Origin of the sequence: Azospirillum sp. TSO35-2 (assembly GCF_003116095.1) — a bacterium.
In the GTDB taxonomy this organism is placed as follows: Bacteria; Pseudomonadota; Alphaproteobacteria; order Azospirillales; family Azospirillaceae; genus Azospirillum.
On sequence record NZ_LGRA01000008.1, the window covers coordinates 1,062,849 to 1,088,891 of the forward strand.

Below are 26,043 nucleotides of genomic sequence, written 5' to 3' on the forward strand. Positions count from 1 at the left end.
CACCCCAGCACCCCTTCGCGGCCGGCAAGGTTGCCCGGCGATCGATCGGCCAGCGGTTGGTTGGCCGGCGGCCGGCCAACCGGACGGCCGTCAGGCGGCGGCGATGCGTCGCCCCGCCATCGCCTCTTCGAAACGGTCGAAACGGGCTTCGAAGGCCTGCCGGTCGATCTCGGCCAGCCGGAAGCGGACGCGCACGACGCCATCCTCGCGGTTGATCGCCTCGAACGGCACGGCCATGCCCAGGCTGTCGAACAGCAACGTGCCGCGGTCGCCGACCGCCTCGGCCTCGCCAAGCGCCGCGCCGGCGCGGGAGATGTCGAGCAGGCGGACGGACAGCCGGCCGGCGGACCCGCCCGCCTGCCCATCGATCCTGCAGGGGGCTTCGACCCGATAGCGCGGCAGGTTGCGGCGGTCGACATCCTCGGTCGCCGTGCGCACGGCACGAACCAGCACATGCATCAACTCGTCGATGCTGGCGGCGACACCGGACGCCCCGGTCCGCAGGTCGGCCGCGCGCTGTTCGGTCACCACCGCCTCGCGCGACACCTCGTCGATGCGCGTCGACACGTCGGTGGCCGCCGCCGCGGTCTGGCCGACGTTGCGCGAGATTTCCTGCGTCGCCGACGCCTGCTGCTCCACCGCCGCGGCGACGGTGCCGGAGATGGCGTCGATCTCGCCAATGGTCTGGCTGACGTCGCGGACCTCCGCCACGCTGCGGGCGGTGACCGACTGGATCTCGGCGATCAGGCGCGAGATCTCCTCGGTCGAGCGCGAGGTCTGGTTGGCGAGGCCCTTCACCTCGTTGGCGACGACGGCGAATCCCTTCCCCGCCTCCCCTGCCCGCGCCGCCTCGATCGTGGCGTTGAGCGCCAGCAGGTTGGTCTGGGCGGCGATGCCCTGGATCAGTTCGGCGACGTCGCCGATGCGGCCGACGGCCGACGACAGCGACTCGATGGTGCTCTCGGTCCGGTTGCTGGCGGCGACCGCGGCGCGGGTGACGCTGGCGGCATGGCCAACCTGCGACCCGATCTCCTCGATCGAGGCGGACAGCTCCGCGGCGGCGGACGCAACGGCCTCCGCGTTGCTCAGCGCCTGGGCGGCGGCGGCGGCGACGTTCTGGGCGTTGGCGCCGACCAACCCGGCGGACCGGGCCATCGCCTCGGCGTTGCGGTCCATCTCCTGGGTGCGGACGGCCACGCGGTCGACCGCGCCGCGGCTTTCCTGCTCCACCGTGTCGGCCATCGACTGCAACGCCTTGCGCTTCAACGCCTCGCCGGCGATCCGCTGGTGCTCCTGCTCGGCGCGCAGCCGCTCGGCCTCCGCCATGCCGTCGCGGAACACCATGACCGACCGCGACATCGCCCCGATCTCGTCCAGCCGGCTGGCGCCGTCGATGGTGGTGCTCAGGTCGCCGGACGACAGGGCGGTCATCACCCGGTTCAACTGGCCGAGCGGGCGCAGCAGCCAGTGCGACACCAGATAGCCCGGCACCGCCAGCACCACCGCGCACAGCACCACCAGCATGGTGGCGAACCGCATGCTGTCGTCGAAGGTCTTGAACACCTCCGCCTTCTTGATGCCGACATAGAGGACGCCGACGGTGGTCCCCTTGGCGTCCTTGATCGGGTCGTAGGCGGCGTAATAGGGCTCGCCCAGGATGTCGACCATGCCGCGATAGGGGGTGCCCCGGCGCAGCACCGAATCATAGGCCGGCCCCTGCGCCAGGGTGGTGCCGACGGCGCGGGTGCCGTCGGCGTTCAGCACGTTGGTCGCGATGCGGCGGTCACCCAGGAAGACCGTCGCGGTGCCACCGGTGATGCGCTTGATCTTGTCGACCATCGCGGTGTCGCCGTTCAGCACCAGATCGTCCAGCCTCAGCGTGCCGTCCACCACCGCGAAGCGGCCGCCGCGCTCCTGCATCGAAGACCAGGCGATGTCCATGCTGAGCCGCTGCATTTCGATCGCCTGCCGTTCCAGGTCGCGGACGATGACCTGACCGATCGCGAACAGGATCGCCGTGCTGAGGATCAGCATGCCGAAGAGGTTCAACACCGTGACTTTCGTGGAAATAGAAAGTCGACCGATCAAGGAGCGCAGCGCGTCCATTGTTGCCATCCACCGGGAATATATGTTGCAAGTGCGAAGAGAAAGCGTCGCGCACTATGCCATTCCGGTTAAGACCACAATCGACTAAAATGCTATGAACCCCTGTGGCGGCTTGTCGCGCTAGTACGAACTATATACGGGTAAACCCTGGTTTTGGCTGCTGAATTCCGGCGGCGTCAGAACAGGCGCGCGCCATCGGGGACCGCCTGATCGGGCCCGACCAGCACAACCGCGCCGTCGGCATCCGGCAGGCCCAGGCATAGAACCTCGCTGGTGAAGGGGCCGATCCGCTTGGGCGGGAAGTTCACGACGGCCAAAACCTGCCGGCCAACCAGCGCGTCCACCGCGTAATGGCCGGTGATCTGGGCGGAGCTGCGTTTGGCCCCGATCTCGCCGCCGAAATCGATGGTCAGCTTGTAGGCGGGCTTGCGGGCTTCCGGAAACGGTTCCACCGCGCGGATGGTGCCGACGCGGATATCGACCTTGGCGAAATCGTCGTAACTGATGGTCATCTCGGGCCCTTCCAGGTTGCGGACGGGGCCCAGCCTAGCGTGGCTGCCGGGGTCGCGAAAAGGCCAAAGCCCAAACGCAAAAAGGGGCCGCCGACGGCGACCCCTTTCCGGATCTTGGCAAAGCCCTGCGAGAGGACCTTACTTCTGGACCTTGGCGATGGCGGCCTTGACCTCGTCCAGGCTGTCCGACACGCGCTTGGCCAGGATCTCGGCGGCCTCGGTGTTGGACTTGGCGACCAGCTCGCTCAGCTCGCGGATGTTGGACAGCGACTTCTCGAAGGCGGCCTTGACCAGATCGGCCTGCTTGGCGGCCTTCTCTTCCGGGGTGCCGGCGGAGATCACCTGGTTGACGTAGCTGCTCGCCTCTTCGGTGGCGTTGCGCAGCAGCTCGGCCTGGCGGCGCAGAACGGCCTGGAGGCCTTCAAAGGCCAGCTGGTTGGCGGCAGTCACAGCCTCGATGTTCTTGCGCTGGCTGGCGAGGATCGACTCCATGTCCAGGCCCGGCATCTTCAGATCGCCCATCAGCTTGGACGGATCGAATTCGAGGAAGGGGTTACCGCTCAACTTGGCCATGTTTCTCATCCCCGCATAAGCGTTAGGCATGTTGCGTCGCAACATTTCAGGTGCCGACTATGCATAGTGCTGAAAAGTTAGTCAACGCGATTTTTGCAGTGCAGCGTAACCTTGACGGGTTACTGCCAACCGTCAGGCCGGTTAAATGGTTGATGCCATGGAGTCTTGCTCCGGCCGTCGACCACGCCCGCTCCAGCGGCAGAACGTCGCGCCCCAGCGCTCCGCTCGCCGCAATCCATTGTCGAGCGCCGACATGGTGCGCGACAGGTCGGCGGTGTCGTCGTCGAGGAAGACACGCATGACCCGCGCGTGCACAGCGCCCAGCCCGGCGACCAAAGCCGCCCCACCCCGCTGGTCGGGATCGATCGAGGCGGCGCGCAGCATCCAGGCCATGGAACGGCCGAAGGCGCAGGTGAAGCCCAGCGCGGTGGCCGGCTCGCCCGGCAGGTCGCGCACCACCGCACGCAAGCCGTCGCGGAAGGGGCGCAGCGCATCGAAACGCCGCATCATCACGTCGAACAGCCGGTCGCGCGGCGGTTCGGTCAGGTCGACGGCCCCTTCGGCCGCCAGCACGGTGGCATCGGCGACCCGCGACACCGCGGCGAGCAGGTCGGCCCGCCCGCGATAGCGCTGGTGGAAGCGCGACAGCGGCACGCCCGCCGCGTGCGCGACCTCCAGCAGGCCGACACGGCGCCAGCCCTTCTCGGCAGCCAGCCGCATCGCCGCCGCCGCCACGCTGCGGTCGAGCGAGTCCGGATCGAACGGATCGGAGCGGAAGCCGGCGTCTTCGGAGGAGCCGGGGGAGGAACCGGGGGTAGGACCGGGCGACGGGCCTGGGGAAGTCCCGAAGGGCGTATCGGACATCGCACCACCTCAAGCGACGGAAAACCGCATCATAAGGTGGTGTGCGCGGGGACGAACGTCACCCGTCGCCACCGATCTTTAAAGGGGCAACCTTACGCCTTGCGCACACTCTCCACCCGGCCGCCGGTCATGCTGACCAGATCGGCGGGGGTCAGGCGGAACACGGCGTTGGGCGTGCCGGCCGCCGCCCAGATCGTCTCCAGCCGCATCAGATCGTCGTCGATCAGCACCAGCGGCGGCACCGCGTGACCGATCGGGGAGACGCCGCCGATGGCGTAACCGGTCGATTCGCGGACGAACTCGGGGTCGGCCCGCTCGATCTTCTCGCCGATCAGCCGGCCGACCGCCTTCTCGTCGACCCGGTTGGCGCCGCTGGCGATCACCAGCACCGGCTGGCCCGAGGTCTTGGCGCGGAAGATCAGCGACTTGGCGATCTGCGCCACCGTGCAGCCGACCGCCGCCGCCGCGTCGTCCGAGGTGCGGGTGCTGCCCTCATGTTCGACGACCCGGTGGCCGAGGCCGATCGAGTCCAGCAGGGTCTGGACGCGCTGGGCCGACGGGCTGAGCGGCTTGGTCATCGCGCCCTCAGCCGGCCAGTTCGCGCGACCGCCGGGCGGCGGCGGCGATGGCGGCGGTCATCACCGGCTGCAGCCCGTCGCCGGCCATCAGCACCTCCAGCGCCGCCTGGGTGGTGCCGTTGGGACTGGTCACCGCCTTGCGCAGCTCGGCGGCCTCCTGCGGGGAAGCGTCGAGCAGGGCGCCGGCGCCCGACACGGTGGCGCGGGCCAGCCGCATCGCCAGCTCGGCCGGCAGGCCTGCGGCCTCGCCGGCCTTGGCCATCGCCTCGACCAGGAAGAAGACATAGGCCGGGCCGCTGCCCGACAGCGCGGTAACCGGGTCCAGCAGCCCCTCGTCCTCGACCCAGGAGACGTCGCCGACCGCGCGCAGCAGCGTGTCGGACAGCGCCCGCTGGTCGGCGGTGACGCGGGCGTTGGCGACGGCGACGGTCATGCCGCGGCCGATGGCGGCCGGCGTGTTGGGCATGGAGCGGACGACGACCGCCCCCTCCCCCAGCACCCGCTCGAAATAGGCAATGGTCTTGCCGGCGGCGATCGACAGGAAGACGGTGCCAGGACGGACCAGCGCGCGATAACCGGGCAGCGCCTCGTCCATCACCTGCGGCTTGACCGCCAGCACGACCACGTCGGGCACGAAGCCGGCGGGCAGGTCGTCAGCACCGGTCGCGGCGGCCACCCGCGGGTTGCCGGCCAGCGACTCGGGCAGGCCCATGCGGTCGACCACCACGACGCGCGAGGCGGTGCCGGCGGCGAGCCAGCCGTCCAGCATGGCGCCGCCCATCTTGCCGCAGCCGATCAGCAGCAGCGACGCACCGGTTTGCACCGTCATCGCGGTCACGCCTCGCCCATGGTGTCGAGAATGGCGGCGGACACCGCCTCGGACGCGGTCTTGCCGCCCCAGATCACGAACTGGAAGGCCGGGTAGAAGCGCTCGCACTCCGACAAGGCGATCTCCACCAGATCCTCCAGCTGCTCCACCGCGGCGCCGCGGGCGCCGCGCAGCAGCATGGTCTGGCGGAACATCGGCGTGTGCTCCTCCGAGCAGACGTCGAAATGGCCCAGCCACATGCGGCCGTTCACCTCCGCCAGCAGTTCGGCGACGGCGGTGCGGCGGGCGGCCTGCACCTTCATGTCGAACTGGCAGGAGAACTGCATCGCGCTGACGTCGGGCTGCCAGACGAAATAGAGCCGGTAATCGCACCAGCGCCCGCCGATCTCGACGACCAGCTCGTCCTCGCTGGCGCGGTCGAAAGGCCATTCGTTGGCCGTGACGATCTCCTCGACGACGTCGAGCGGATTGTGGGAGGGAGTGGTGGTTTCGACGGCGACGGCCGACATATCAGCGTCCTCCTGTGAAGGCGCAATGGGCGGTACCGTTCACCCGGACACGGAACGCGCGTTCCGGGCCAATACCCCGAAGATGATGAAAGGGACGCGTCACGACCCGGTGTCCGAAGCCGGTTTGCCAAATCCGGCGCCCGTCTGCCCGGCGCCCGTCTGCCCGGCGATCGTCTGCCGGACGGGCGGCATACCGCGACGCCGCCGCGGCGGACGGTTTGCACCGGCGCGACGGCGGCTGAATGGACAGGCCGCGGCAGACGGAGCGGTGACGGCCGGCTGGGTCAGGACCCCGATCCGGCGCCGGCGTCCTTGGCCGGCTCCTCCACCGCCACCGGCAGACCGGGCTCCTCCACCGGGACCGGCGCACGGGCGGCGGTCAGCGGCGTGGCGGCGGTCAGCGACGCAACGGTGGCCTCCAGCGCGGCGAGCCGTTCGGCCATCGCCTCCTGGTCGGTGCGTGCCTTGGCGGCCATGGCAAGCACCGCCTCGTGCTCTTCGCGGCTGACCACGTCCATCCGCGATAGCACGCGTTCGAGCTGGGCGCGCAACTGGCCCTCGGCCTCTTCACGCAAGGACGAAAAGGCGCCGAGCGCGCCACCCGCCACACGGGCGAGATCGTCCAAAATCTTGTTGTCCACCTGCATCGGCTCTAACTTCCGGTTACCGTCCGTTCATTATGGCTGCCGGACGCCGGGACTTCAACGCCCTTGGCCGATTCTCCCCACACCGGCGCGTGCAGCCGTGGCATGCGGCGCACGGGCGGGCGGTCCGTCACGGCTTTGCCGGGGCCGGGTTCGCCGCCCCCGGGCTGGAACCCGATCCGAAGCGCTCCTTCAGCGCCTGGAGGTCCAGCGTCTGGTTCGGCGTGGCCCAGGGACCGGCGATGCGCAGGGTCAGCGGCGGCAGGTCGTTGTCGGCCTTCACCCGCAGCACCAGCCCCAGATCGACCCGTTCGTCGGGCAGGGACACGGTGCCGCTCAGGGTGCCGTCGGCCGGTCCGGTGGTCAGGCGGGCGTCGTCGGTGCGGATCACCCCCCGCTCGATCGTGAAGCGGGCGTCCAGCCGTTCCAGCTTGGTTTCACCACCCTGGAGGGCACCGGCGACCGCGCCCAGCACGTCCTGCGTCCGCTCCACCCCGGCCATGCGGTTGCGCAGCGCCGTCAGATCGACGCCGCGCAGCACCCCGCCGTCGGCCACCGCCCGGCCGCGGCCGCTCAGGCTGCGCAGCAGCGCCTCGCCCCGGCCGCTGGCGGACAGCGCGGCATCGATGTCGACGGTCCCACCACTCAGGCCCAGCCCGGTGGCGCCGGACAGCGCCGGCCCCAGCGCCGCCTTGATGACGGTGATGTCGGCGTCGAGCTTCGGCGCCTGCCCCGGCGCGGTCGCCAGCCGGCCGCTGAGACCGATCTGGCCGCCCTGCCATTCGCCGTCCAACTGCTCCAGCGTGGCGATGCCGTCGGCGAGCGTCGCCCGCAAGGCCGGCTGAACGATGCGCTGCCCGCCCAGCGTCAGCGAGGTGGAGGTCAGCGCCAGCCGCCCGTCCGCCCCGCGCAGCCAGCCGAGGTCGCCCAGCACGTCCTCGGCCGGGTCGGCCGCCGACGCGACGCCACCCGACGCGGCGTTCCGGCCGGCGCCGTCCCCCACCAGCGGGGCGGAGCGCAGCCGGTCGAGGTCGAGGTCACCGGTCTGGAGGTCGGCCTGGAAGGCCGGCCGCGCCGGCTTGCGGTCGAGCACCAGCTTGCCGCGCACCGGCACGCCGGCGACCAGCCCCTGGATGTTGCCGAGCGTCGGCGCCATGACGCTGCCGCCCAATTCGCCATAGAGGTCGAGCGGCCCCAGGGCACGGGCCAGCCCACGGTCGGTGAACAGGGCGGCGATCCGCCCCAGCTCCGGCTGGGTCGCCCGCAGCTTGAGGTCGGCGGTCGGGTTGCGGTCCAACCCCAGGATGGCGCCGCCGGCGTCCAGGGTGCCGCCGAGCAGGCCGGCCGACGCTTCCACCGCCATCCGCTCGCCGTCGCCGGCCAGCCGCGCCTTGGCCGTCACCGCCCCCAGCCGCTCCGGCGCCGGCAGGCCGGGCGGCCAGGAGACGGCGCGCGGCAGACCGCCCAGCGACTCGGCGTCCGCCGTCAGGGCAAGGTTGACCCCACGCAGCGGCGACAGGCTGGCGATCTGCCCGTCGATCCGCGCGCTGAGCCCGACCAGATCCTCCACCTTCGCCTCGCGCACCGTCAGGGCGCCGCCGGCGACGGTCGCGTCCAGGCGAAGCCCCTGGATCGGCAGGCCACCCACCGTCAACTGTCCGACCCGCAGGTCGAGGTTGGCGTCGGCAAGGCCGAGCAGGCGCTGGGGCAGCAGGTCGGCGGCGGCCGGCTGGGCCGTGGCCGGACGCGCCGTCGAAGCCGATGGCGATGACGGCTGCTCGGCCGGACCGGCGACCGGCAGGTAGCCGTCCAGGTTCAGGCGGTCGAGTTCGAGACGGGCGCCGAAGGCCGGACGCCCCCGGTCGACGTAGGCGACGGCGCCGGTCAGGCGGCTGCTGTCGACGCGGAAATCCAGGCCGGACATCTCGAACCGGTCGGCGTGCCCCTGCAGCCGGGCGGACAGCGAGGCGCGGCGCAGCCGGTCGGCCGGCACGCCGCGGATGTCCAGCTTCGCCCAGTCGAGCAGCGCCCGCAGATTGTCGGCGTTGGCCTCCATCCGCAGGTCGAGCGTCGGCTGGCCACCCGGGGTGGTCACCTCGCCCGCCGCGACGATGTCCGATCCGCCGGGCAGCAGCGCGCTGACCCGGTCGATGTTCAGCCGTCCGGCGGACAGGCTGGCCTCGATGCGGCCCTGGCGCACCACGCCGCCGTTGTAGGTCAGCCCGTCGACGGCGACGTCCAGCTTCGCCTCCATCCCCGCCGGCAACGCCAGCACGGCGGAGCGCAAGGCGGAGCCGGTCCCCGCCGCCGGTGCGGCCGGCGCCACCGCCGCGCCGCGCCCGCTGCCGGCCGGCGACGCGCCGCGCGACAGCCAGGAATCGAGGTCGAGGCGATTGATCGCCAGCGTCAGGTCGGTGCGCGGCGCCTCGCGCTTGGCCGGGTCACCCGACCGGAAGGTGGCGGAGCCGGTGGCGCGGGTGTCGCCCAACTGCGCTTCGAGGCTGGAGAAGGTGGCGAGGCTGGTCCCCGCCTCCACCGTCGCCCGCAAATTGTAGGGCTGGGCCAGCGCCGCCGGCATGCCGCTGTCCAGCAGCTTGGCGAAGTCGCTGCCCTCCGCCCGCAGGTCGCCCTGCGCCTTCAGCGCGGCGCCGCCGGTGAGGATGCCGGCGAAGCGCAGCGTGGCGTCGGTGTGCTGCATCGACAGGGTGGCGCGGACCGGCACCGCCGCCCCCTCGGTGAAGCGGCCGGCCGTCGCCTCGCCGTGCAGCGGCAGGCCGCGCAGGCTGAAATCCCCTTGGAACTGGAAGGGACCGGTCAGGCTGCCGGCGGCGATGCGGGCGGTCAGCCCCTCCACCGTCTCGACCCGGCCGTTGCGGTCGTCGCGGTAGATGACGGTGCCCTGGTCGATCAGCACCTGATCGAAGCTGACGGCCGACACCAGCCCCTCGGCGGCGGCCAGCCCGTCCTTTCCCTGGGCGGCGCCGGTCGCCAGATCCCAGTTGATGCGGCCGTCCTTCAGCACCTCGACCACGAAGGTCGGTTCGACCAGCGCGATGCTTTCCACCTGGATGCGGCCGCCCAGCAGCGGGCCGAGCGCCACGCGGGCGTCGAGCTTCTTCAGCCGGACCATGTCGGCCTCGGCGGCACCGGACGCGTTGGCCAGCCGGGCGTCGCGCACCGTCAGCGCCGGCGACGGCAGCAGCGTGAAGCCGACGTTGCCGCGCAGTTCCACCGTGCGGCCGGTCGCCGCCGATACCCGCTCGGCGATGGCGCCCTTGTAGGCGTTCCAGTCGATGAGGCTCGGCGCCGCAAGAAGGAGGCCGGCCAGCACCACCAGTCCGGCCAGAGCAGCGATCAGGATCTTCTTCACCGGGTGTCCGCCTTCTGTGCGATCGGCCTTGTCGTCGGCCGCGCCCCTTATTCCCACGTCGTTGCCATCGCCCGCGCCCGCCTCCGTCCCCCCTTGCAGGGCGGCGGGCGGCGCGGTCCTCCTTCGGTGCCAACCATCTTCCGGCCGAAGCCGTCCTTCGGTAAGCTAGCGCCGGCAGAAGAAACAAGCAATTTGGGCAATCCCACGGCCAAGTTACGGCCGACCCCAAATTTTTCCGTCGCGCCCGTCCGCCGAGCGGGGCCGGCGGCGCGCAAATCCGCCAGAACCGTCACCGGAGACCGTGCCATGGGCGACGTGGTCAACCTCAACCGCTTTCGCAAGAACCGCGACCGCGCCGACCGTGCCAAGGAGGCCGAGGCGAATCGGGTCCGATTCGGCCGGACCAAGGCGGAAAAGGACCGCGACCGGATGGAGGCCGAGCGGCGCGCTCAGACTTTGGAAGGAAAAAAGCTGGACGATCCGTCATAGCCGATTCGGCCGAGTCCGCGGCAAAGACCAAGCTGGGTGGTCAGAATAACCGCTCGCGGAATGTTACTATTGGGTACCCAAACAGTTCTCTATTGCGACTATCGGCCCGGCTGTGGGACAGTGCGCTCATGAGCGCCGTCAGGCGCGCGTCCACGCCTTGGGGGAGAGTCGTCATCATGGTCGACATGACGTCGTTTCGCGGACCGGCCCACCAGCCCGAACAGCAGGCCCACGCCTACCTCCCCCCGATCCGCGCGGTCGAGGTCGACCGGCCCTGGGTGTGGCTGTCGGCGGCGTGGCGGGACATGATGGCGGCGCCGCTGATCAGCTTCGGCTACGGCGCGCTGGCGGTGATCTCCAGCCTCGTCCTGGTGGTTGGGCTGGCGAGCTACGACATGGAGTATCTGCTGCTGCCGATGGCGGCGGGCTTCATGCTGATCGGCCCGCTGCTGGCCGTCGGTCTGTACGAGAGCAGCCGGTTGCTGGAGTTGGGCGAACGCCCGACCCTGGGCAAGGTCGTCGCTGCCTACCAGCGCAACGGCGTGCAGATCGCCGGGATCGGGCTGGTGCTGATGCTGGCGCTGCTGGCCTGGATCCGCGTCGCCTTCCTGATCTTCGCACTGTTCTTCTCCGGTTCGCCGCCGTCGCTGGACCAGCTGGTCGACCGCATCTTCTTCTCGGCCGAGACCATTCCCTTCCTGTTGACCGGCACGCTGTTCGGCGGGGTGATCGCCGCGGCGGTGTTCTCCATCGCGGTGGTGTCGGTCCCGATGCTGCTCGACCGCGACACCGACGTCTTCACCGCGATGGCGACCAGCGTCGCCGTGGTGCGTGAAAACATCCGGCCGATGATCGGCTGGGCCTTCCTGGTCGCCCTGTTCACCAGCGCCGGGATGGTCACCGGTTTCCTGGGGCTGGGGCTGGCGCTGCCGCTGATCGGCCACGCCTCCTGGCACTGCTACCGCGATCTGGTGGGCGGCAGCCGCTGACCGCACCGCCGGCGGTTCCTGGAACAAGGCCCTTTCCTCCGGCGGGGAAAGGGCCTTTTCCATTTTGACCGGTCTTCGCGCGCGGTCAGCCCTTCCGGAAGAAGGCCTCGGCCGCCGATTTCTGCGCCTCCTTGGCGGCGATGGCGGCGCGGGCGCGGTCGATCTCCGCCTCCAGCGAGGCGATGTAGGCCTGCAGTTCGGCCACGCCCAGCACGCCGAGATCCTTCGGCGCCGGCTTGGCCTTGCGCGGCTCCAGATCCTCGAAACGCTCGTCAATGCTCATCGTCCGGCCCCTCCCCTCTGCGGCCCGGCGCGGCGGTGCCGTTCGGGCGGCCGCCCCGGTCCTATGATCCCGTTCGCCTTGTCAGGCAGGTCCGACAAATCTACCTTTCGCCCCAATCGATTCCAACGATCGCGATTCCAACGCTCTCCAGAGGAAAACGCCATGGGCCTCGCCTTGCCGGACAGCATGCGCTGCGTCGAAATCAGCCAGCCGGGAGGGCCGGAGGTGCTGCGCCCGACCCGGCGTCCCGCCCCGGTGCCGGGACCGGGCGAGATCCTGGTGGAGGTCGCGGCGGCGGGCGTCAACCGCCCCGACACGCTCCAGCGCCAGGGCCGCTACGATCCGCCGCCGGGCGCCTCCGACCTGCCGGGGCTGGAGCTGTCCGGCACCGTGATCGCCATCGGCGAGGGGGTGGAAGGCTGGGCCAGCGGCGACCGGGTGTGCGCGCTGGTGGCCGGCGGCGGCTATGCCGAATATTGCGTCGTCCCGGCGGTGCAGGCACTGCCGGTGCCGGGGCCGCTGTCGATGGTCGAGGCCGCGGCGGTGCCGGAGACCTTCTTCACCGTCTGGACCAACGTGTTCGAGCGCGGCGCGCTGAAGCCCGGCGAGACCCTGCTGATCCATGGCGGGTCGAGCGGCATCGGCACGACGGCGATCCAGCTCGCCAAGGCGTTCGGTGCCACCGTCTTCACCACCGCCGGCAGCGACGACAAGTGCCGCGCCTGCGAGGAGCTGGGGGCCGACCGCGCCATCAACTACAAGACCGAGGATTTCGTCGCGGTGATCCGCGCGGCGACCGGCGGGCGCGGCGTCGACGTCGTGCTGGACATGGTCGGCGGCGACTACATCGCCCGCGACGTCGAGATCATGGCGCCGGACGGCCGCCACGTCTCCATCGCCTTCCTCCAGGGCGCCAAGGTGTCGCTGAACATGGCGCCGGTGATGACCAAGCGGCTGACCCTGACCGGATCGACCCTGCGCGCCCGCCCGGTGGCGGAAAAGGGCCGCATCGCCGCCGCGCTGCGCGAGAAGGTCTGGCCGCTGCTGGAGGCCGGCCGGATCAAGCCGCAGATCCACGCCACCTTCCCGCTGGAGCAGGCCGACGAGGCCCATCGCCTGATGGAAAGCAGCGCCCACATCGGCAAGATCGTGCTGACGGTCGGCCCCGAGGCCACCCAGGACGCCGCCTGAGCGGCGGCGACGACGCGGTTCGGACGAAATCCGAACCGCATTTCGCGCTTTTCTTCGCTGTCCCGGCGCCGTCACGCTTGCCTTGCGCAGGCAAGACGGGTTAGCAGAAGCGAGCGGGCGGCCGGGATACCCCGGTGCGCCTGCGCAAGCATGCTTACGCGGACCGGTTTTCGCCCTATATCGTGGTGACGGGAGTGGGGCGACGGATCCCGGCTCCGCCAGTCCGTCCAGCGCCGAACACTGGTTTGAAACAGTCGGCCGCACCATCCGCCAGCGGGTGCGGCTGGTATAAGAGTTGTCAGGAGGGATGATGGCACTGCCCTTGATGCCGAAAGCGACAGCCGTCTGGCTGGTCGAGAACACGTCCTTGTCCTTCGAGCAGATCGCCGCCTTCTGCGGGATGCACTCTCTGGAAGTCCAGGCCATCGCCGACGGCGAGGTCGCGGTCGGCATGGTCGGGCTGGACCCGATCGCCAACGGCCAGCTGACCAAGGCCGAGATCGAGCGGTGCGAGAAGAACCAGGATCTGCGCCTGAAGCTGCTGGTCGCCGACCTGCCGCAGGTGGCGTCGCGGTCCAAGGGCCCGCGCTACACCCCGATCACCAAGCGCGGCGACAAGCCCGACGCCATCGCCTGGCTGCTGAAGCACCATCCGGAGCTGTCGGACGCCCAGATCTGCCGCCTGATCGGCACGACCAAGCCGACGATCGCCGCCGTGCGCGACCGCACCCATTGGAACGTCGCCAACATCAAGCCGCGCGGCCCGGTCATGCTCGGCCTCTGCTCGCAGCGTGAGCTGGAGGAGGCGCTGGCGCTGGCGATCCGCCGCGGCGGCGTCCCCCGCCCGCCGGAAGAGGCCGAGAACCTCTATGGCGAGGACCAGGACGACGACAGCTATTCGTCCGAACGGGAAGACGCCCGCTGATCCGGGCTTCCCACCGCAACCACCCCTCTCCCCGCCGGGGAGAGGGTTAACAGCTTCGGACCGCCGCATCCCATGACCGACCCAGCCCCGACCACACCGCCCCGGCTCGTCGTCGGCATCAGCGGGGCATCGGGGGTGGTGTACGGCATCCGCATGCTGACGACGCTGCGGCGGATCGGGGTCGAATCGCATCTGGTGGTCAGCCGCTCGGCCGAGGTGACGCTCGCCCACGAGAGCAGCATGAAGGTGGCGGAGCTGCGGGCGCTGGCCGACGTCAGCTACGCCGCCGCCGACATCGGCGCGGCGATCTCCAGCGGCAGCTTCCGCACGCTGGGCATGGTCGTCGCCCCCTGCTCGGTCCGCACGATGAGCGAGATCGCCAGCGGCGTGACCTCCACCCTGCTGACCCGCGCCGCCGATGTCGCGCTGAAGGAGCGGCGCCGGCTGGTCCTGATGGTGCGGGAGACGCCGCTGCATCTGGGCCATCTGCGCACCATGACGGCGCTGGCCGAAATGGGCGCGGTGATCGCCCCGCCGGTCCCGGCCTTCTACGCCAAGCCGCAGAGCATCGACGAGCTGGTCGATCATTCCGTCGGCCGCGTGCTCGACCTGTTCGGGCTGGATTCCGGCACCCTGCGCCGCTGGGGCGAGCGTCCGGACGCCGACCGCGACCGCTGATCCGCATCGCCAAGCCGATCCTTGCCGCAATGCCGCAACAGGTGGCTTGGACTGCAAGGCCAATGCCGGTATACCACTGGCGACGTGTGTGATGCGGGACCGGCTTTCCGCCGGCCGGCAGGAACAGGGACAAGCCGATCATGCCCTTTACCAAGCAAAGCCAGCCGATCAGCCAGCTTCTGGCTGGAATCCGCGGGTTCCGCGCCCGCTATTACGAGCGCCGCCCCGACAGCATGCGACAACTGGTCACGGAAGGGCAGCATCCGGAGGTGCTGATGATCGGCTGCTCCGACAGCCGGGTCGACCCGGCGCTGCTGACCCAGTCCGAACCGGGCGAGCTGTTCGTGGTGCGCAACGTCGCGAATCTCGTGCCGCCCTACCAGCCCGACGGCGCCTATCACGGCACGTCGGCCGCGATCGAATACGCGGTGAAGGCCCTGAAGGTGTCGGAGGTGATCGTGCTGGGCCACGCCCAGTGCGGCGGCATCCGCGGCCTGATCCGGCTCCGCACCGGCGAGGCCACCGACGACGATTTCGTGTCGCCCTGGGTGTCGATCGTCAACGCCGCCCTCGACCCCTACATCAGCACCGAGGACACCGAGCAGGCCAAGGCCGACGTCGAGCGTCTGCAGAACTCCCCGGCGGTGATCGAGCGCGCCGCCGTGCGCGCGTCGGTCGACAACCTGATGACCTTCCCCTTCGTCCGCGAACGGGTGGAGGCCGGGACCCTGACCATTCACGGCTGGTGGTTCGACCTGGAAAACGGCGAGATGTGGGCGATCAACCCGACCACCCGGCTGTTCCAGCCGGTGGAGTGATCGTCCGGCCGGGCGACTCTTCCGAGGGGCAGGCACGGGCGCGGGAATTTACGGCGGCCTTTCTCTGTTGAGTGCGAAGGATCAACCCTCCTTCACTCAGAACAGGAAAGGAAACGCCATGAAGACCGCGCTTCGCCTTGCCATCCTGGTGGCCGCCCCGCTGGCGCTCGCCGCGTGCAACCAGACCAGCAGCAACAGCGGCGGCGGGCTGTTCGGCGGCAGTGGCGGCGGGCTGTTCGGGTCGGGTGGTTCCGATTCGCCCTACGCCCGCAACGGCCGCTGCGACGACCCGCGCTACAACACCTCCAACGGCGGCCGGGCCGAAGCCGGGACCGACGATTACGACTGCTCGCGCTACGGCAACGGCCTGAAGCGCTGAGCCAGTTCCGCCAGGGCGGCGGCCATCCGCCCGGCGACGCTCTGCCAGTCGCCGGGCGCCGGCTGCCGGAACAGCCGCGCGGTCGGGTACCAGGGACTGTCATCGCGGTCGAGCAGCCAGCGCCAATCCGGCGAGAAGGGCAGCGCGACCCACAGCGGCACGCCCAGCGCGCCGGCGAGGTGCGCCGGCCCGGTGCAGGACGACACCACCAGATCCAGGTTGCTCATGATCGCCGCGGTGTCGGCAAAGTCGGCGATCTCCGGCCCCAGATCGGTGAACGCGGCCGGCAAAGGGGTGGCCGCCAGATCGCCCCGCCCCGCCCCCATCTGCAGGCCGTAGAACCGGCAGCCCGGCACGTCGAACAGCGCGCGCAGGCCCGCCAGCCGGGGTGAGCGCAGGGCGTCGCCGGGAAAGCGCGGGTTGCCCGCCCACACCACGCCGACGCTAAGCCCCGATCCCGCCAGCCGGGCACGCCAGCGGTCGGCGCGCACCGGGTCGGCTCGCAGGTAGGGCACCGCCGCCGGCACCGCATCGACCACCGTGCCGAAGGCGCGCGGCAGGCTCATCAGCGGGCATTCCAGCTCGAACGGCGGCAACGGATCGCCGCGGGCGATGACCTGCGCCGCCCCTTCCACACCGGCGGCCAGCGGCAACAGCGGCCGCTGCACCTCCAGCACCACCTGCGCGCCCAGCCCGGCGACCAGCGGCACATAACGCAGGAACTGCAGCGTGTCGCCCAGCCCCTGTTCGGCGTAGAGCAGGATGCTGCGGCCGGCCAACGGCTCCCCCCGCCACGTCGGCTGGTCGAAGCGGCGCCAGGGCGGCTCGGCGCGATCATCGTGGCGGCGCCAGTCGAACTCCGGCCAGCCGTCGGCATAATCACCGGCCAGCAGCCGGGCAAAGCCGCGGTTCCAGTGCAGACCGGCATCCTGCGGCCGTTCGGCCAGCGCGCGGTCGAAATCGGCCAGCGCCGGCCGCGGCCGGGCCATGGCGACCAGCGCGGTCCCGCGCGCCGCCCACAGCGACGGACCGGGCCGCAGCCGCTCCGCCGCGGCGAAGGCGTCCAGCGCCTCCTCGAAGCGGCCAAGCTTGGCCAGCACCGCGCCCAGCACTTCGCACGCCTCGCCGTTGTTGCGGTCGATGGCCAGGGCGTCGCGGGCCGCCGCCTCGGACTCGGGCCAGCGTCGCTGGGCGGCCAGCGCCGCCGCCAGCGTCGCGTGCGCCGCCGCGGTGGACGCCGCGGCCCCCCGGCCAAGCCGCAGCGCCCGGCGGGCGCAACGCTCCGCCGCCGGCGCGTCGGCACGACCCAGCAACGCCCCGGCGCGGTTCGCCAGCGCGTCGGCGTGGGCGGGGACCAGCGCCAGCGCCCGCTCCGCCGCCGCCAGAGCCGGTTCCGCCCGCCCGAGCCGGCGCAGCGCCGCAGAGCGGCTGGCGTGGGCATCGGCCAGTTCGGGATTCAGCCGCAGCGCCCAGCCATAGAGCCGCACCGCCCGTTCCGCCTCGCCGGTCGACTGCTGCACGCCGGCCAGATTCGATAGGCCGCCGGCCCCGGCCGGCCGCAGCGCCACGGCACGGCGCAGCCGATGCCCGGCCTCCTCCAGCCGGCCGAGCTGGGCGGCGAGGACGCCCAACAGTTGCATGGAATCGGCGTGCTCGGGATCGGCGCCGAGGATGCGGCGGTACAGATCCTCCGCCTCCGCCACCCGGCCCGCCTGATGGTGGTCGAGCGCGATCTGCAGGGCCTGCGACAAAGTGACCATTCGGTGCCGTCTGGGGTTGGAGGGGCGGCGGGATGCGTCGGATCATGCCCCGGCACGACGGCACCGGTCCAGTGGACGACCGCTGCAATCGGTCGCAATCGGTCACAGGATCAGGATTTTCCCTGCATTGTCATGAGACTGACGCATCGCTATTCTCCGCGCCGATCACCAAGGAGCGGATTATGACCTCCCGCCCAATCACGGGCCTGCGCCGGTCCGGCCCCGTCCGGACGCTGGCCTTCGTTACGCTGGCCGCTGCCGCCGCCGGGATGTTCGCCGGGCCGGCCGCCGCCAACGAAGGCGCCAAATCGAACGGTTGCCCCTGGGCGCAGGACGTGACGCTTGAAATAAATGGCAAGACTCTTACCCTGAACCAGTCGGTTTTCACCACCGCAGGTTCGGAACCGGTCGAGATCGATCAGTTCAAGGTCTACCCGCTGGTCGACCAGCTCAAGCTGCGGATCGTCGGCCCCAAGGGGCGGGAATGGGAAGCGGCGCTGACCCGTCTGGTCAGCGGCAAGCGCTGCAGCGCCTTCTACGCCGGCAAGCCGGAGCTGGTGTCCAGCACCGTGCGGAATCCCGACGAGCTGATCCTGAACCGCTGAGCGGCTTCACCGGCGCAAGGCCGCCGCATCACAGCGCCGCGAGCAGCGCCTCCAACGCCGGGTCGCCGCCGGGCACCAGCAGCGCCATGTTGGCCGCCGCCAGCCCGTTGCTGCCGCCGTCGCGCGGCATCAGCCCGGCAGCGGCGAACAGGCGGTCCTGCTGGACACGCTCCGCCTCCAGTTCGGCGGCTTTCATCCGGCGGTAGAGAGTGTCGTCCTCCGCCTTGGCGCGGCGGCGGAGGGCACGCAACGGGCGCACCACCTCCTCCCGCCAGCCGGCGACCGCCCCGTCGATGCGCGCCAGCTCCGCGTCGGACAGGCGTGCGGCGCAGGCGATCCCCGCCCAGGCCGCGAACAGCAGGGTGTTCACGTCCACCCCGCGCCGGTCCTGCAGGGCAAGGCAGGCGGCCGGAACCCCCGGCCGCCCGTAGACGGCCAGGGAGAAGTCCCAGAACGGGTTGGCGCTCACGCCACCGTCCTCAGTCGCCGAAGCTGATGTTCAGGCCGCGGGCGGTCTTCACCAGCGCACCGTCCAGTTCGACGCAGGAGTAATGCTCGATCGCCTCGGTGATCGGCACGTCGATCACACCGCGGTTGTACCAGGCGACCATGCGGTTGAACTTGCCCTCGGCGATCAGGTCGACGGCGTGCACGCCGAAGGCCGAGGCGATCAGCCGGTCGCGCGGGCTGGGCATGCTGCCGCGCTGGACATGGCCCAGCACGGTGACGCGGGTTTCGGCCCCGGTGGCGTCGGCGATCTTGTCGCCGATGTAGTCGCCGATGCCGCCGTAGCGCCTCTCGCCGCCCTGCAGCAGCTTCTTGACCCCGGTGCCCTCCAGCGTCTTCACCGCCTCCGACACCACGACCAGGGCGAAGTTGCGGCCGCTGGCCCGCACGTCCTGGATCTTGGCGGCGATGCTTTCGATCGAATAGGGGATTTCCGGAATCAGGATGACGTCGGCGCCGCCGGCGATGCCGGCCGCCAGCGCGATGTGGCCGGCGTCGCGGCCCATCACCTCCAGCACCATGACGCGGTGGTGGCTGGCGGCGGTCGGCTGAAGCCGGTCCAGCGCCTCCACCGCCACGGCGACGGCGGTGTCGTAGCCGACCGACACCTCGGTCTTGCCCAGATCGTTGTCGATCGTCTTGGGCACGCCCACCATCGGGAAGCCGCCCTTCTGCGCCAGCTTGTGCAGGATGGCGAAGCTGCCGTCGCCGCCGATGCCGATCAGCGCGTCGAGCCCGAGTTCGCGGTAGCCGCCGATGATCTCGTCGGAGCGGTCCTTCACGGTGCCGTCGGGCATCGGATAGGCGAAGGGGTCACCGCGGTTGGTGGTGCCGAGGATGGTCCCGCCCTGACGCATCATGTGGCCGTCGACGGAGCCGAGGTCGAGCGTCTGGTACTGCACCGGCCGCTGGAGCAGGCCCTGCGTGCCTTCCTTGATGCCCAGCACCTGCCAGCCATAACCCGTCGCGCGGTGGACCACCGCGCGGATGACGGCGTTCAACCCGGCGCAATCGCCGCCGCTGGTCAGGATGCCGATACGCTTTCCGGCTTTTGTTGGGGCAGTCATTGAGGGGTTCCCGTCCCGTTCGCCTGTTTGTTGCACTGGGCTCCATGTTACCGGAACAGGCATTTCCCGCAATCATTGCCCGCAGCGGCAAAAGGGGTGAACGCACCCGTCGACGGGCCAGCCGGTTTCGCGCTGCCGCTTTGCCGGAAATCTGATATAGTCCCGCCCGCCCAACCAACGGGTCTCCCGCAAGAGCACCCCCGGACCACCGGGGCAACGGCCATTCCTAACGGGCGCGATGAACGAGCAAGAGACTTTGAAGGAAAAGCTGGCGAGCTTGCGCAGCGAGCACCGCGACCTGGACGACGTCATCGCCCGGCTCGTCGAGCGTGCGCCGTACGACCAGTTGCAGATGCAGCGCCTGAAAAAGCGCAAGCTGATGCTGAAGGACCAGATCATGGTCCTGGAAAGCCGCCTGCTGCCGGACATCATCGCGTAAGGGTGACGCCCGGGGCATGGCCGGGATGCGGCGCCGTGTCAGTCCTTCTTCGGCACCGTGAAGAACTGGATGCCCATCTGGAAGCTGCGGGCGATGTTTTCGGCCTTGCCGACCAGGAAGGCGGCGCCGTCCGGCGGGAACAGTTCCGCCGCGGTTTCGCGGAACAGGCCGAGCCAGCGTTCGAAATGCTGCGGTTCCAGGCCAAGCGCGATGTGGACCGGCATCGGACGCCCCTCGTAGCGCTGGGACATCAGCGCGATCGACGACCAGAAATCCATCATCTTGCGCAGATGCGGCTCCCAGTCGGTGATGGCGCGGCCGAAGATCGGCCCCAGAACCTCGTCCTTCATGATCTTGCCGTAGAAGCCGCGGACGAGCCTTTGGATCGACGCCTCGTCGATGCCGAGGGCCGCCATCCGTTCCTCCGCCATGGCGGCGCGGATGTCGCGGCGGTCGGCGTGCGGCGTGTCGCTGTGGGCGTTTTCGGTCATGCAACGGGTCCGGTGCTGGGAATGCTGCGTGTTCATATGGGTTCGCACCATAAGGCGGACCCATGTCCCACCGGAAGGGCCGCAATGTCGCAGACGCCCAAGCACGATGGCGGAGCGTTCGACGGCCGCGCCCCCGAGATTCGGAAGATCGCTGTGCCGGATGGCGGCGGCGCTGGACAGTTGCCCGACTCTTCCTATAATGCGCCGCTTTCCGGACCTTAAGGAAAGCGCGCGCCCGTGTCCGCAGACGTCAATCCCAACGCCTCCGCACCGACCGACGGCCCCCAGCCGCTGGTCGGCATCATCATGGGCAGCCAGTCGGACTGGACGACCATGAAGCACGCCGCCGACACGTTGACGGCGCTGGGCATCGCGCACGAGGTCCGCATCGTTTCCGCCCACCGCACGCCGCACCGGCTGGTCGATTACGCGACCACCGCCAGGGCCCGCGGGCTGAAGGTGGTGATCGCCGGGGCCGGCGGCGCCGCCCATCTGCCGGGCATGGCGGCGTCGATGACTCCGCTGCCGGTGTTCGGCGTGCCGGTCGAAAGCCACGCGCTGAAGGGCATGGACAGCCTGCTGTCGATCGTGCAGATGCCGGGCGGCGTCCCGGTCGGCACGCTCGCCATCGGCAAGGCCGGCGCGATCAACGCGGCGCTGCTCGCCGGCTCGGTCATCGCGCTGATGGACCCGGCGGTGGCCGAGGCGCTGGACGGCTGGCGCGCGCGCCAGACCGCCGCCGTCGCCGACGCGCCGGTCGATGATCCGGCCTGACCCTCCCCCGGCCTGACCCTCCAGAGAACGCGAAAGGGCGATTGCAGCGATCATGACCGGCACCCCCCTCCCCCGCCTCGCCCCCGGTTCCACCATCGGCATGCTGGGCGCCGGACAGCTCGGCCGGATGACGGCGCTGGCGGCGGCGCGGCTCGGCTACACGACGCATGTCTACGCCCCCGACGCGGCGGACAGCCCGGCCTCGCAGGTCAGCGCGGCGGCGACGGTCGCCGATTGGGACGACCTCGACGCGCTGGAGCGCTTCGCCCGCTCGGTCGACGTGGTGACGCTGGAGTGGGAGAATGTGCCGGTGGCGACGGTGGAGCATCTGCGCCGCTTCACCGCCGTGCACCCCGGCCCGAACGTCCTGTCGGTGGCGCAGGACCGCATCGCCGAGAAGAGCTTCGTCAACGCGCTGGGCATCGCGACGGCGCCCTGGCGCCCGGCCGGCAGCGCCGACGACGTCGCCCGCGCGGTGGCGGAGGTCGGGCCGCGCTGCGTCCTGAAATCGACCCGGCTCGGCTATGACGGCAAGGGCCAGGCCCGGCTGGACGGCGGCGACGGCGCGGCGGCGGCCTGGGCCGCCATCGGCGGCGGAAAGGCCGGCGTGGAGGGCATCGTCGAGGGCTTCGTCACCTTCGCCTGCGAGGTGTCGGTGATCGTCGCCCGCGGCGGCGACGGGGCGATGGTCGCCTATCCGGCGGTGGAGAACCGCCACAAGGACGGCATCCTCGACGTCACCATCGCCCCGGCCCGCGTCACCCCGGAGACGGCGGCGGAGGCCGACCGCGTCGCCCGCCGCATCGCGGAGGCGCTGGATCTGGTCGGCGTGCTGGCGGTGGAGATGTTCGTCACCCCGGACGGCGCCGTGCTGGTCAACGAAATGGCGCCGCGCCCGCACAATTCCGGCCACTGGACGATGGACGCCTGTGCCAGCGACCAGTTCGAGCAGTTGGTGCGCGCGGTGTGCGGCCTGCCGCTGGGCTCGGTCGAGCGGGTGGCGGACGCCGAGATGACCAACCTGATCGGCGACGACGTCCTGCGCTGGCCGGAGCTGCTGGCCGAGCCGGGCGCCCGCCTGCACCTGTATGGCAAGGCGGAGGCGCGGCCGGGCCGCAAGATGGGGCACGTCAACCGGCTGGTCCCGCGCCGCTGATCCCGGCGCGGACACAAGCGCTTCAGGACCCCGCAGCACAGGCCCCGCCAACCGAGTCGGCGGGGCCTTTTTCGTGTCTGCGGGCAAGGGGACACGTCAGTTCCCACCCGGGATAATCCCTATTGCAAAGTCGCGCGGACGGCGTGTCATGCCGCCGCCCGCTTCGCCGTGAAAGCGCGTCAAATTGCTGCGCTCGCCTATGACGGACGTCAGGGGTGGATCGCTTGCCTTTTAACCTGTGACAATTTTCGTTACTCTGTGCCGCAATCGACTGCGTAAACGATAAACTTTGTTGCAATTTGTAGCCAGATGACGATGCCCCTCCTGCAGGACAGCGCAACACGGACCGGCGCGGCCCCCGCCGCGGCTGAACAGCGCCGTCCGCAGTCCAGCCGTGATCGGGATCGTTTCGTTGGCTTCGCCTTCGCCGCCGCCGACCTGCTGATCGAAACCGACGGGCTGGGCCGCATCCTGTTTTCCGCCGGCGCCCGCTGCCGCCTGACCAAGGGCGACGTCGGCGGGCTGGTCGGCACCAACCTGATGGACGTGGTGGCGCCGGCCGACCGCAAATACGTCCATGTCCTGTTCGACCGCATCCGGGAAAAGGCGCGGATCAAGCCGGCCCGCGTGCTGTTCCAGGCTTTCGACGGCCAGAAGTTCCCGGCTCTGCTCGGCGGCTGCCGGCTGGACTCCTGCCCGGGATCGCTGTTCCTGACCGTGCTGCTGACCGGCCCGACGCGCGCGGCCATCGCCATGGGCGCCGCACCGCAGGGCGAACTGCTCGACCAGCACGGCTTCTCCAACCTTTTGGAAGAGCGGATCCTCGCCGCCCGCGAGAGGGGCCTGGAACAGGGGCTGACCCTGCTGCTGGTCGAAGGGTTGCAGGCGATGGTCGACGCGATGCCGGAGGGCGCGGCGGAGGAGGTGCGCGCCGGCATCGACGCCTACCTGCGCGGCATTTCCGCCGACGGCGACAGCGCCGGGCAACTGTCGGGCGACCGCTACGGCATCGTCCACGCCGCCGACATCGACGGGCGCGAGGTGCAGGGCCACATCGCCCAGATCATCGAGGCGGCGGGCGGCGCGCTGCCCGGCGGCATCCGGTCCTGGACGCTGGACATGGCCGACGACACGCTGGACGCCGCCGACGCGGCGCGCGCGCTGGTCTACACGGTGCAGGCCTTCGCCTCCGCCCAGGGCGGGGAGTTCACCATCTCCAGCCTGGAGGACGGCGCCAACCGGATGATGGCCGGCGCGGTGGAGCGGATCGGCCAGATGCGCGCCACCATCGACAACAAGGACTTCATCGTCGTCTACCAGCCGATCGTCGACATCGCCACCGGTGCCGTCCATCACCTGGAGGCGCTGACCCGCATCGACGGCAGTTCGCCGACCGACTTCATCACCTTCGCCGAGGATGTCGGGCTGATCTACGACTTCGACCTTCTGCTGACCCAGACGGTTCTGGAGACGCTGCAGGCCTTTCGCAAGGAACCGAAGCTGCCGGACGTCGCGATCAACCTGTCGGCCAAGACGCTGATGAGCCCGATCTTCCTCAAGCAGTTCCTGTCGGTGGTGGAGCCCTACGGCGGCCTGGCGCAGAAGCTGCTGGTCGAGGTGACGGAAACCGTGATCGTCACCGACATCGCCAAGCTGAACGACGTGCTGCAGAAGCTGCGGCAGGCCGGCTTCCGCATCTGCCTGGACGATGTCGGCGCCGGTTCGACCTCGTTCCAGTCGCTCTATGGCATCCAGGCCGACTACGCCAAGATCGACGGCGCCTTCGTGCGCGGCGCCGTGAACAGCCCGCGCGACATGGCGATGCTGCGGTCGATGGTCGACGTTTGCCGGCAACTGGGCCTGGAACTGATCGGCGAACAGGTGGAGGAACAGGTGCACGCCGACCTGCTGACCGACCTGAACGTGCCCCTGGCCCAGGGCTTCCTGTTCAGCCGGCCGTCCCGCGATTTCGGCTATTTCGCCAAGGACTGGTCGCGGGTGCGCAGCGGCGGCAAGGTGCTGCTGAAAGGCTGACGGCAGGCCCGCTCGTTCGGGATGCCGCGCTCGGCCGACGCGTGCCGGTTACGCCCGCGCTGGTGCGAAATCGCCCAAGCGCTGGACGGCGTGGACCTGTTCGAGGCGGCGGCGTGCGGCCTCAAGAAGTTCCCGGTTGCGGGCCAGCGCGTCGCGGCCCGGCCGGCCGTCGCGCAGCCGCATGCGGCGCAACAGGTCTTCGGCCTCGTCCAGCGATTCCATGATGGCCACTGCGGTATCGGCGTTCATCGTCGCCCTCACTCTTCCTGCGTTCCTGGACGGTCGTCGCGGTGCGTTGCACAACGATGACACTGAAACACCCCAGCTCGCGTCAGGGTAGAGGATATTCTGTCGCAGATCTCTTCTTTCGCGTGGTATTTTATTTGTTATTTACGTTCGCTTGAATCGTTTCTCTCCAACCAGTCGGTCTGAACGCGGATGACCTTCTCCGTGGCAGAAAATGCCTGCCGACGGGTAAGAACCACGATGACGGCGGTGGTGGCGAGCAGGAATGGAACCGGACCGATGATCCAGGCCAGTGCCGCCAGCGCGAAGTAATAGGAGCGCATGCCGCCGTTGAGCGCGGTGATCGCCAGGGTCAGCGCCTCGCTGATGGCGGCGGCGATGAACTTGCGGTCGTCACGGGCGACCGGCGGCATCGGCGCCGACCCGATCAGGGCGCAACAGTAATTGTACTGGCGCAGCGCCCAGGTGAACTTGAAGAAGCCGAAGGTGAAGATCACCACCATCAGCAGCATCTTGATCTCGAACAGCTGGCGCGTGGTCTTCACGGTGAAGGACAGGTTGGACACCAGCTCCTGCGCATGGTCCATCGCGCCGAACGAGCCGACGAGACCGGCCAGCACCAGCATGTTGGTGGAGGCGAAGAAGGTGCAGCTGTGCATGATGTGGCCGACCAACTGCGAATCGATGATGCGGTTGTCGCGCTCCAGCATCCGCTCGATCCAGTGACGGCGCACCACCTTCAGATGCTGGTTGACCATGCGGCGGCCGGTCAGCAGATGGTCCTGGATGACGGTGAAGCCGACCCAGCTGATCACGAACCAGGCGAAGGCGAAGAAGTCGAGCGAGGAGGCGTCGGGCGGCATGGTCGGGCGTTCGCAAACCAAGGGGGGAGCCGGCTGGCCCGCACCCGTGTACGCTGGCACGGGTCGGGTGTCCACCCGCCACGGATCGCGCCCAGCCCCCGCTCTTCACCCGCTCCCGCCGCCGTTCCCGCCGCTTCAGCCGTCCGACCCCGGCGGCCGGGCCTGCACCGCCTTCAGCACATGGACGCGGATGGCGCTGGACAGGTTGCCGGTGCGGGTCTGGTCGATCTCCTCGATCAGGGCGTTCACCGACAGGCCGCGCGCCTGGGCCACCGCCTTCAAGGCGTCCCAGAACTCCTCCTCCAGCGAGACGCTGGTCGGATGGCCGGCGATCAGCACCGAACGCTTCTTCATGATCACGCAC

29 protein-coding genes are annotated in these 26,043 nt (G+C 70.1%); 12 read left to right on the plus strand and 17 right to left on the minus strand.

Annotated features, from left to right (window positions below; translation table 11 throughout):
* Positions 1–90: 90 nt before the first annotated feature.
* The 9 genes from TSO352_RS06325 to TSO352_RS06365 all read right to left on the minus strand — a co-directional run bounded on the left by TSO352_RS06325 (position 91) and on the right by TSO352_RS06365 (position 9,985).
* Entirely contained in the window at positions 91–2,052 is a 1,962-nt protein-coding gene (locus TSO352_RS06325) for a cache domain-containing protein (RefSeq protein ID WP_247871925.1), read from the minus strand.
* A gap of 230 nt (positions 2,053–2,282) precedes the next feature.
* A complete protein-coding gene (locus TSO352_RS06330; RefSeq protein WP_109106452.1) occupies positions 2,283–2,618 on the minus strand; it encodes a tRNA-binding protein in 336 nt (111 codons plus the stop codon).
* Between the two features lie 138 nt (positions 2,619–2,756).
* Complete coding sequence (locus tag TSO352_RS06335) at positions 2,757–3,191, minus strand: phasin family protein (protein WP_109106453.1); 435 nt, start codon at positions 3,189–3,191, stop codon at positions 2,757–2,759.
* A 141-nt stretch (positions 3,192–3,332) separates the two neighbouring features.
* The gene (locus TSO352_RS06340) at positions 3,333–4,055 is read right to left on the minus strand and encodes a TetR family transcriptional regulator (protein WP_109106454.1); all 723 of its coding nucleotides are present in this window, start codon (positions 4,053–4,055) and stop codon (positions 3,333–3,335) included.
* A gap of 92 nt (positions 4,056–4,147) precedes the next feature.
* Entirely contained in the window at positions 4,148–4,633 is a 486-nt protein-coding gene (locus TSO352_RS06345; RefSeq protein WP_109106455.1) for a YbaK/EbsC family protein, read from the minus strand.
* Positions 4,634–4,640: 7 nt separating this feature from the next.
* A complete protein-coding gene (gene proC, locus TSO352_RS06350) occupies positions 4,641–5,462 on the minus strand; it encodes a pyrroline-5-carboxylate reductase (RefSeq protein WP_109106701.1) in 822 nt (273 codons plus the stop codon).
* 5 nt (positions 5,463–5,467) lie between these two features.
* Positions 5,468–5,971: a YbjN domain-containing protein gene (locus tag TSO352_RS06355; protein WP_109106456.1), complete on the minus strand. Its 504-nt coding sequence runs from the start codon at positions 5,969–5,971 to the stop codon at positions 5,468–5,470.
* Positions 5,972–6,255: 284 nt separating this feature from the next.
* Entirely contained in the window at positions 6,256–6,618 is a 363-nt protein-coding gene (locus TSO352_RS06360) for an accessory factor UbiK family protein (RefSeq protein WP_109106457.1), read from the minus strand.
* A gap of 127 nt (positions 6,619–6,745) precedes the next feature.
* Positions 6,746–9,985 carry an AsmA family protein gene (locus TSO352_RS06365; RefSeq protein ID WP_109106458.1) on the minus strand — a complete coding sequence of 1,080 codons (3,240 nt, stop codon included), beginning with the start codon at positions 9,983–9,985 and terminating at the stop codon, positions 6,746–6,748.
* 306 nt (positions 9,986–10,291) lie between these two features.
* Between TSO352_RS06365 and TSO352_RS06370 the strand changes: the two genes are divergently transcribed.
* Both TSO352_RS06370 and TSO352_RS06375 read left to right on the plus strand, forming a co-directional pair.
* Complete coding sequence (locus TSO352_RS06370; protein WP_109106459.1) at positions 10,292–10,474, plus strand: DUF4169 family protein; 183 nt, start codon at positions 10,292–10,294, stop codon at positions 10,472–10,474.
* 176 nt (positions 10,475–10,650) lie between these two features.
* A complete protein-coding gene (locus TSO352_RS06375) occupies positions 10,651–11,463 on the plus strand; it encodes a DUF2189 domain-containing protein (protein ID WP_109106460.1) in 813 nt (270 codons plus the stop codon).
* 85 nt (positions 11,464–11,548) lie between these two features.
* Here the strand turns inward: TSO352_RS06375 and TSO352_RS06380 are convergent, their stop codons facing one another.
* Entirely contained in the window at positions 11,549–11,746 is a 198-nt protein-coding gene (locus tag TSO352_RS06380; protein ID WP_109106461.1) for a DUF1192 domain-containing protein, read from the minus strand.
* 162 nt (positions 11,747–11,908) lie between these two features.
* Here TSO352_RS06380 and TSO352_RS06385 point away from each other — a divergent pair, with 162 nt between their 5' ends.
* The 5 genes from TSO352_RS06385 to TSO352_RS06405 all read left to right on the plus strand — a co-directional run bounded on the left by TSO352_RS06385 (position 11,909) and on the right by TSO352_RS06405 (position 15,737).
* On the plus strand, positions 11,909–12,937 hold the full coding sequence (locus TSO352_RS06385; protein ID WP_109106462.1) for an NAD(P)H-quinone oxidoreductase: 1,029 nt from the start codon (positions 11,909–11,911) through the stop codon (positions 12,935–12,937).
* 310 nt (positions 12,938–13,247) lie between these two features.
* Complete coding sequence (locus TSO352_RS06390; RefSeq protein ID WP_109106702.1) at positions 13,248–13,862, plus strand: DUF1013 domain-containing protein; 615 nt, start codon at positions 13,248–13,250, stop codon at positions 13,860–13,862.
* Positions 13,863–13,934: 72 nt separating this feature from the next.
* Positions 13,935–14,540 (plus strand): UbiX family flavin prenyltransferase, encoded by a 606-nt coding sequence (locus TSO352_RS06395; protein ID WP_109106463.1) that lies wholly within the window; start codon positions 13,935–13,937, stop codon positions 14,538–14,540.
* 140 nt (positions 14,541–14,680) lie between these two features.
* On the plus strand, positions 14,681–15,358 hold the full coding sequence (locus TSO352_RS06400) for a carbonic anhydrase (protein ID WP_109106464.1): 678 nt from the start codon (positions 14,681–14,683) through the stop codon (positions 15,356–15,358).
* Between the two features lie 118 nt (positions 15,359–15,476).
* Positions 15,477–15,737 (plus strand): hypothetical protein, encoded by a 261-nt coding sequence (locus TSO352_RS06405; protein ID WP_109106465.1) that lies wholly within the window; start codon positions 15,477–15,479, stop codon positions 15,735–15,737.
* On the opposite strand, the gene TSO352_RS06410 is transcribed toward TSO352_RS06405, so the two are convergent.
* A complete protein-coding gene (locus tag TSO352_RS06410) occupies positions 15,713–17,497 on the minus strand; it encodes a tetratricopeptide repeat protein (protein ID WP_109106466.1) in 1,785 nt (594 codons plus the stop codon). The two genes, TSO352_RS06405 and TSO352_RS06410, sit on opposite strands and share 25 nt — an antisense overlap.
* A gap of 182 nt (positions 17,498–17,679) precedes the next feature.
* On the opposite strand from TSO352_RS06410, the gene TSO352_RS06415 reads away from it, so the two are divergent.
* On the plus strand, positions 17,680–18,102 hold the full coding sequence (locus tag TSO352_RS06415) for a hypothetical protein (protein ID WP_109106467.1): 423 nt from the start codon (positions 17,680–17,682) through the stop codon (positions 18,100–18,102).
* A 28-nt stretch (positions 18,103–18,130) separates the two neighbouring features.
* Here the strand turns inward: TSO352_RS06415 and TSO352_RS06420 are convergent, their stop codons facing one another.
* Entirely contained in the window at positions 18,131–18,571 is a 441-nt protein-coding gene (locus tag TSO352_RS06420) for a TIGR02444 family protein (protein WP_109106468.1), read from the minus strand.
* A gap of 10 nt (positions 18,572–18,581) precedes the next feature.
* Positions 18,582–19,676: an ATP-dependent 6-phosphofructokinase gene (locus TSO352_RS06425; RefSeq protein ID WP_109106469.1), complete on the minus strand. Its 1,095-nt coding sequence runs from the start codon at positions 19,674–19,676 to the stop codon at positions 18,582–18,584.
* A gap of 238 nt (positions 19,677–19,914) precedes the next feature.
* On the opposite strand from TSO352_RS06425, the gene TSO352_RS06430 reads away from it, so the two are divergent.
* Positions 19,915–20,115, plus strand: a complete 201-nt coding sequence (locus tag TSO352_RS06430; protein ID WP_109106470.1) for a DUF465 domain-containing protein — start codon at positions 19,915–19,917, stop codon at positions 20,113–20,115.
* A 38-nt stretch (positions 20,116–20,153) separates the two neighbouring features.
* Here TSO352_RS06430 and TSO352_RS06435 read toward each other — a convergent pair whose 3' ends face one another.
* Positions 20,154–20,606 (minus strand): group III truncated hemoglobin, encoded by a 453-nt coding sequence (locus TSO352_RS06435; RefSeq protein ID WP_247871926.1) that lies wholly within the window; start codon positions 20,604–20,606, stop codon positions 20,154–20,156.
* A gap of 306 nt (positions 20,607–20,912) precedes the next feature.
* Between TSO352_RS06435 and purE the strand changes: the two genes are divergently transcribed.
* The 3 genes from purE to TSO352_RS06450 all read left to right on the plus strand — a co-directional run bounded on the left by purE (position 20,913) and on the right by TSO352_RS06450 (position 24,570).
* Positions 20,913–21,380, plus strand: coding sequence for a 5-(carboxyamino)imidazole ribonucleotide mutase (gene purE, locus TSO352_RS06440; RefSeq protein WP_109106704.1), 468 nt, complete (start codon positions 20,913–20,915; stop codon positions 21,378–21,380).
* A 52-nt stretch (positions 21,381–21,432) separates the two neighbouring features.
* Positions 21,433–22,536 carry a 5-(carboxyamino)imidazole ribonucleotide synthase gene (locus tag TSO352_RS06445; protein WP_109106471.1) on the plus strand — a complete coding sequence of 368 codons (1,104 nt, stop codon included), beginning with the start codon at positions 21,433–21,435 and terminating at the stop codon, positions 22,534–22,536.
* A gap of 309 nt (positions 22,537–22,845) precedes the next feature.
* Entirely contained in the window at positions 22,846–24,570 is a 1,725-nt protein-coding gene (locus tag TSO352_RS06450; protein WP_109106472.1) for an EAL domain-containing protein, read from the plus strand.
* A gap of 48 nt (positions 24,571–24,618) precedes the next feature.
* Here the strand turns inward: TSO352_RS06450 and TSO352_RS06455 are convergent, their stop codons facing one another.
* The 3 genes from TSO352_RS06455 to TSO352_RS06465 form a co-directional block, all read right to left on the minus strand.
* Complete coding sequence (locus tag TSO352_RS06455) at positions 24,619–24,819, minus strand: hypothetical protein (protein ID WP_109106473.1); 201 nt, start codon at positions 24,817–24,819, stop codon at positions 24,619–24,621.
* 137 nt (positions 24,820–24,956) lie between these two features.
* A complete protein-coding gene (locus tag TSO352_RS06460) occupies positions 24,957–25,679 on the minus strand; it encodes a DUF599 family protein (protein ID WP_109106474.1) in 723 nt (240 codons plus the stop codon).
* Positions 25,680–25,814: 135 nt separating this feature from the next.
* Positions 25,815–26,033, minus strand: a complete 219-nt coding sequence (locus TSO352_RS06465; RefSeq protein WP_109106475.1) for a ribbon-helix-helix domain-containing protein — start codon at positions 26,031–26,033, stop codon at positions 25,815–25,817.
* Positions 26,034–26,043: the final 10 nt, after the last annotated feature.

What these genes read in the sequence shown, in the direction of transcription:
- TSO352_RS06330 (WP_109106452.1), bottom strand. Translation starts at nt 2,618, where the DNA reads ATGACCATCAGTTACGACGATTTCGCCAAGGTCGATATCCGCGTCGGC.
- TSO352_RS06335 (WP_109106453.1), bottom strand. Translation starts at nt 3,191, where the DNA reads ATGGCCAAGTTGAGCGGTAACCCCTTCCTCGAATTCGATCCGTCCAAG.
- TSO352_RS06340 (WP_109106454.1), bottom strand. Translation starts at nt 4,055, where the DNA reads ATGTCCGATACGCCCTTCGGGACTTCCCCAGGCCCGTCGCCCGGTCCT.
- TSO352_RS06345 (WP_109106455.1), bottom strand. Translation starts at nt 4,633, where the DNA reads ATGACCAAGCCGCTCAGCCCGTCGGCCCAGCGCGTCCAGACCCTGCTG.
- proC (WP_109106701.1), bottom strand. Translation starts at nt 5,462, where the DNA reads ATGACGGTGCAAACCGGTGCGTCGCTGCTGCTGATCGGCTGCGGCAAG.
- TSO352_RS06355 (WP_109106456.1), bottom strand. Translation starts at nt 5,971, where the DNA reads ATGTCGGCCGTCGCCGTCGAAACCACCACTCCCTCCCACAATCCGCTC.
- TSO352_RS06360 (WP_109106457.1), bottom strand. Translation starts at nt 6,618, where the DNA reads ATGCAGGTGGACAACAAGATTTTGGACGATCTCGCCCGTGTGGCGGGT.
- TSO352_RS06370 (WP_109106459.1), top strand. Translation starts at nt 10,292, where the DNA reads ATGGGCGACGTGGTCAACCTCAACCGCTTTCGCAAGAACCGCGACCGC.
- TSO352_RS06375 (WP_109106460.1), top strand. Translation starts at nt 10,651, where the DNA reads ATGGTCGACATGACGTCGTTTCGCGGACCGGCCCACCAGCCCGAACAG.
- TSO352_RS06380 (WP_109106461.1), bottom strand. Translation starts at nt 11,746, where the DNA reads ATGAGCATTGACGAGCGTTTCGAGGATCTGGAGCCGCGCAAGGCCAAG.
- TSO352_RS06385 (WP_109106462.1), top strand. Translation starts at nt 11,909, where the DNA reads ATGGGCCTCGCCTTGCCGGACAGCATGCGCTGCGTCGAAATCAGCCAG.
- TSO352_RS06390 (WP_109106702.1), top strand. Translation starts at nt 13,248, where the DNA reads ATGGCACTGCCCTTGATGCCGAAAGCGACAGCCGTCTGGCTGGTCGAG.
- TSO352_RS06395 (WP_109106463.1), top strand. Translation starts at nt 13,935, where the DNA reads ATGACCGACCCAGCCCCGACCACACCGCCCCGGCTCGTCGTCGGCATC.
- TSO352_RS06400 (WP_109106464.1), top strand. Translation starts at nt 14,681, where the DNA reads ATGCCCTTTACCAAGCAAAGCCAGCCGATCAGCCAGCTTCTGGCTGGA.
- TSO352_RS06405 (WP_109106465.1), top strand. Translation starts at nt 15,477, where the DNA reads ATGAAGACCGCGCTTCGCCTTGCCATCCTGGTGGCCGCCCCGCTGGCG.
- TSO352_RS06410 (WP_109106466.1), bottom strand. Translation starts at nt 17,497, where the DNA reads ATGGTCACTTTGTCGCAGGCCCTGCAGATCGCGCTCGACCACCATCAG.
- TSO352_RS06415 (WP_109106467.1), top strand. Translation starts at nt 17,680, where the DNA reads ATGACCTCCCGCCCAATCACGGGCCTGCGCCGGTCCGGCCCCGTCCGG.
- TSO352_RS06425 (WP_109106469.1), bottom strand. Translation starts at nt 19,676, where the DNA reads ATGACTGCCCCAACAAAAGCCGGAAAGCGTATCGGCATCCTGACCAGC.
- TSO352_RS06430 (WP_109106470.1), top strand. Translation starts at nt 19,915, where the DNA reads ATGAACGAGCAAGAGACTTTGAAGGAAAAGCTGGCGAGCTTGCGCAGC.
- TSO352_RS06435 (WP_247871926.1), bottom strand. Translation starts at nt 20,606, where the DNA reads ATGACCGAAAACGCCCACAGCGACACGCCGCACGCCGACCGCCGCGAC.
- purE (WP_109106704.1), top strand. Translation starts at nt 20,913, where the DNA reads ATGGGCAGCCAGTCGGACTGGACGACCATGAAGCACGCCGCCGACACG.
- TSO352_RS06445 (WP_109106471.1), top strand. Translation starts at nt 21,433, where the DNA reads ATGACCGGCACCCCCCTCCCCCGCCTCGCCCCCGGTTCCACCATCGGC.
- TSO352_RS06450 (WP_109106472.1), top strand. Translation starts at nt 22,846, where the DNA reads ATGACGATGCCCCTCCTGCAGGACAGCGCAACACGGACCGGCGCGGCC.
- TSO352_RS06455 (WP_109106473.1), bottom strand. Translation starts at nt 24,819, where the DNA reads ATGAACGCCGATACCGCAGTGGCCATCATGGAATCGCTGGACGAGGCC.
- TSO352_RS06460 (WP_109106474.1), bottom strand. Translation starts at nt 25,679, where the DNA reads ATGCCGCCCGACGCCTCCTCGCTCGACTTCTTCGCCTTCGCCTGGTTC.
- TSO352_RS06465 (WP_109106475.1), bottom strand. Translation starts at nt 26,033, where the DNA reads ATGAAGAAGCGTTCGGTGCTGATCGCCGGCCATCCGACCAGCGTCTCG.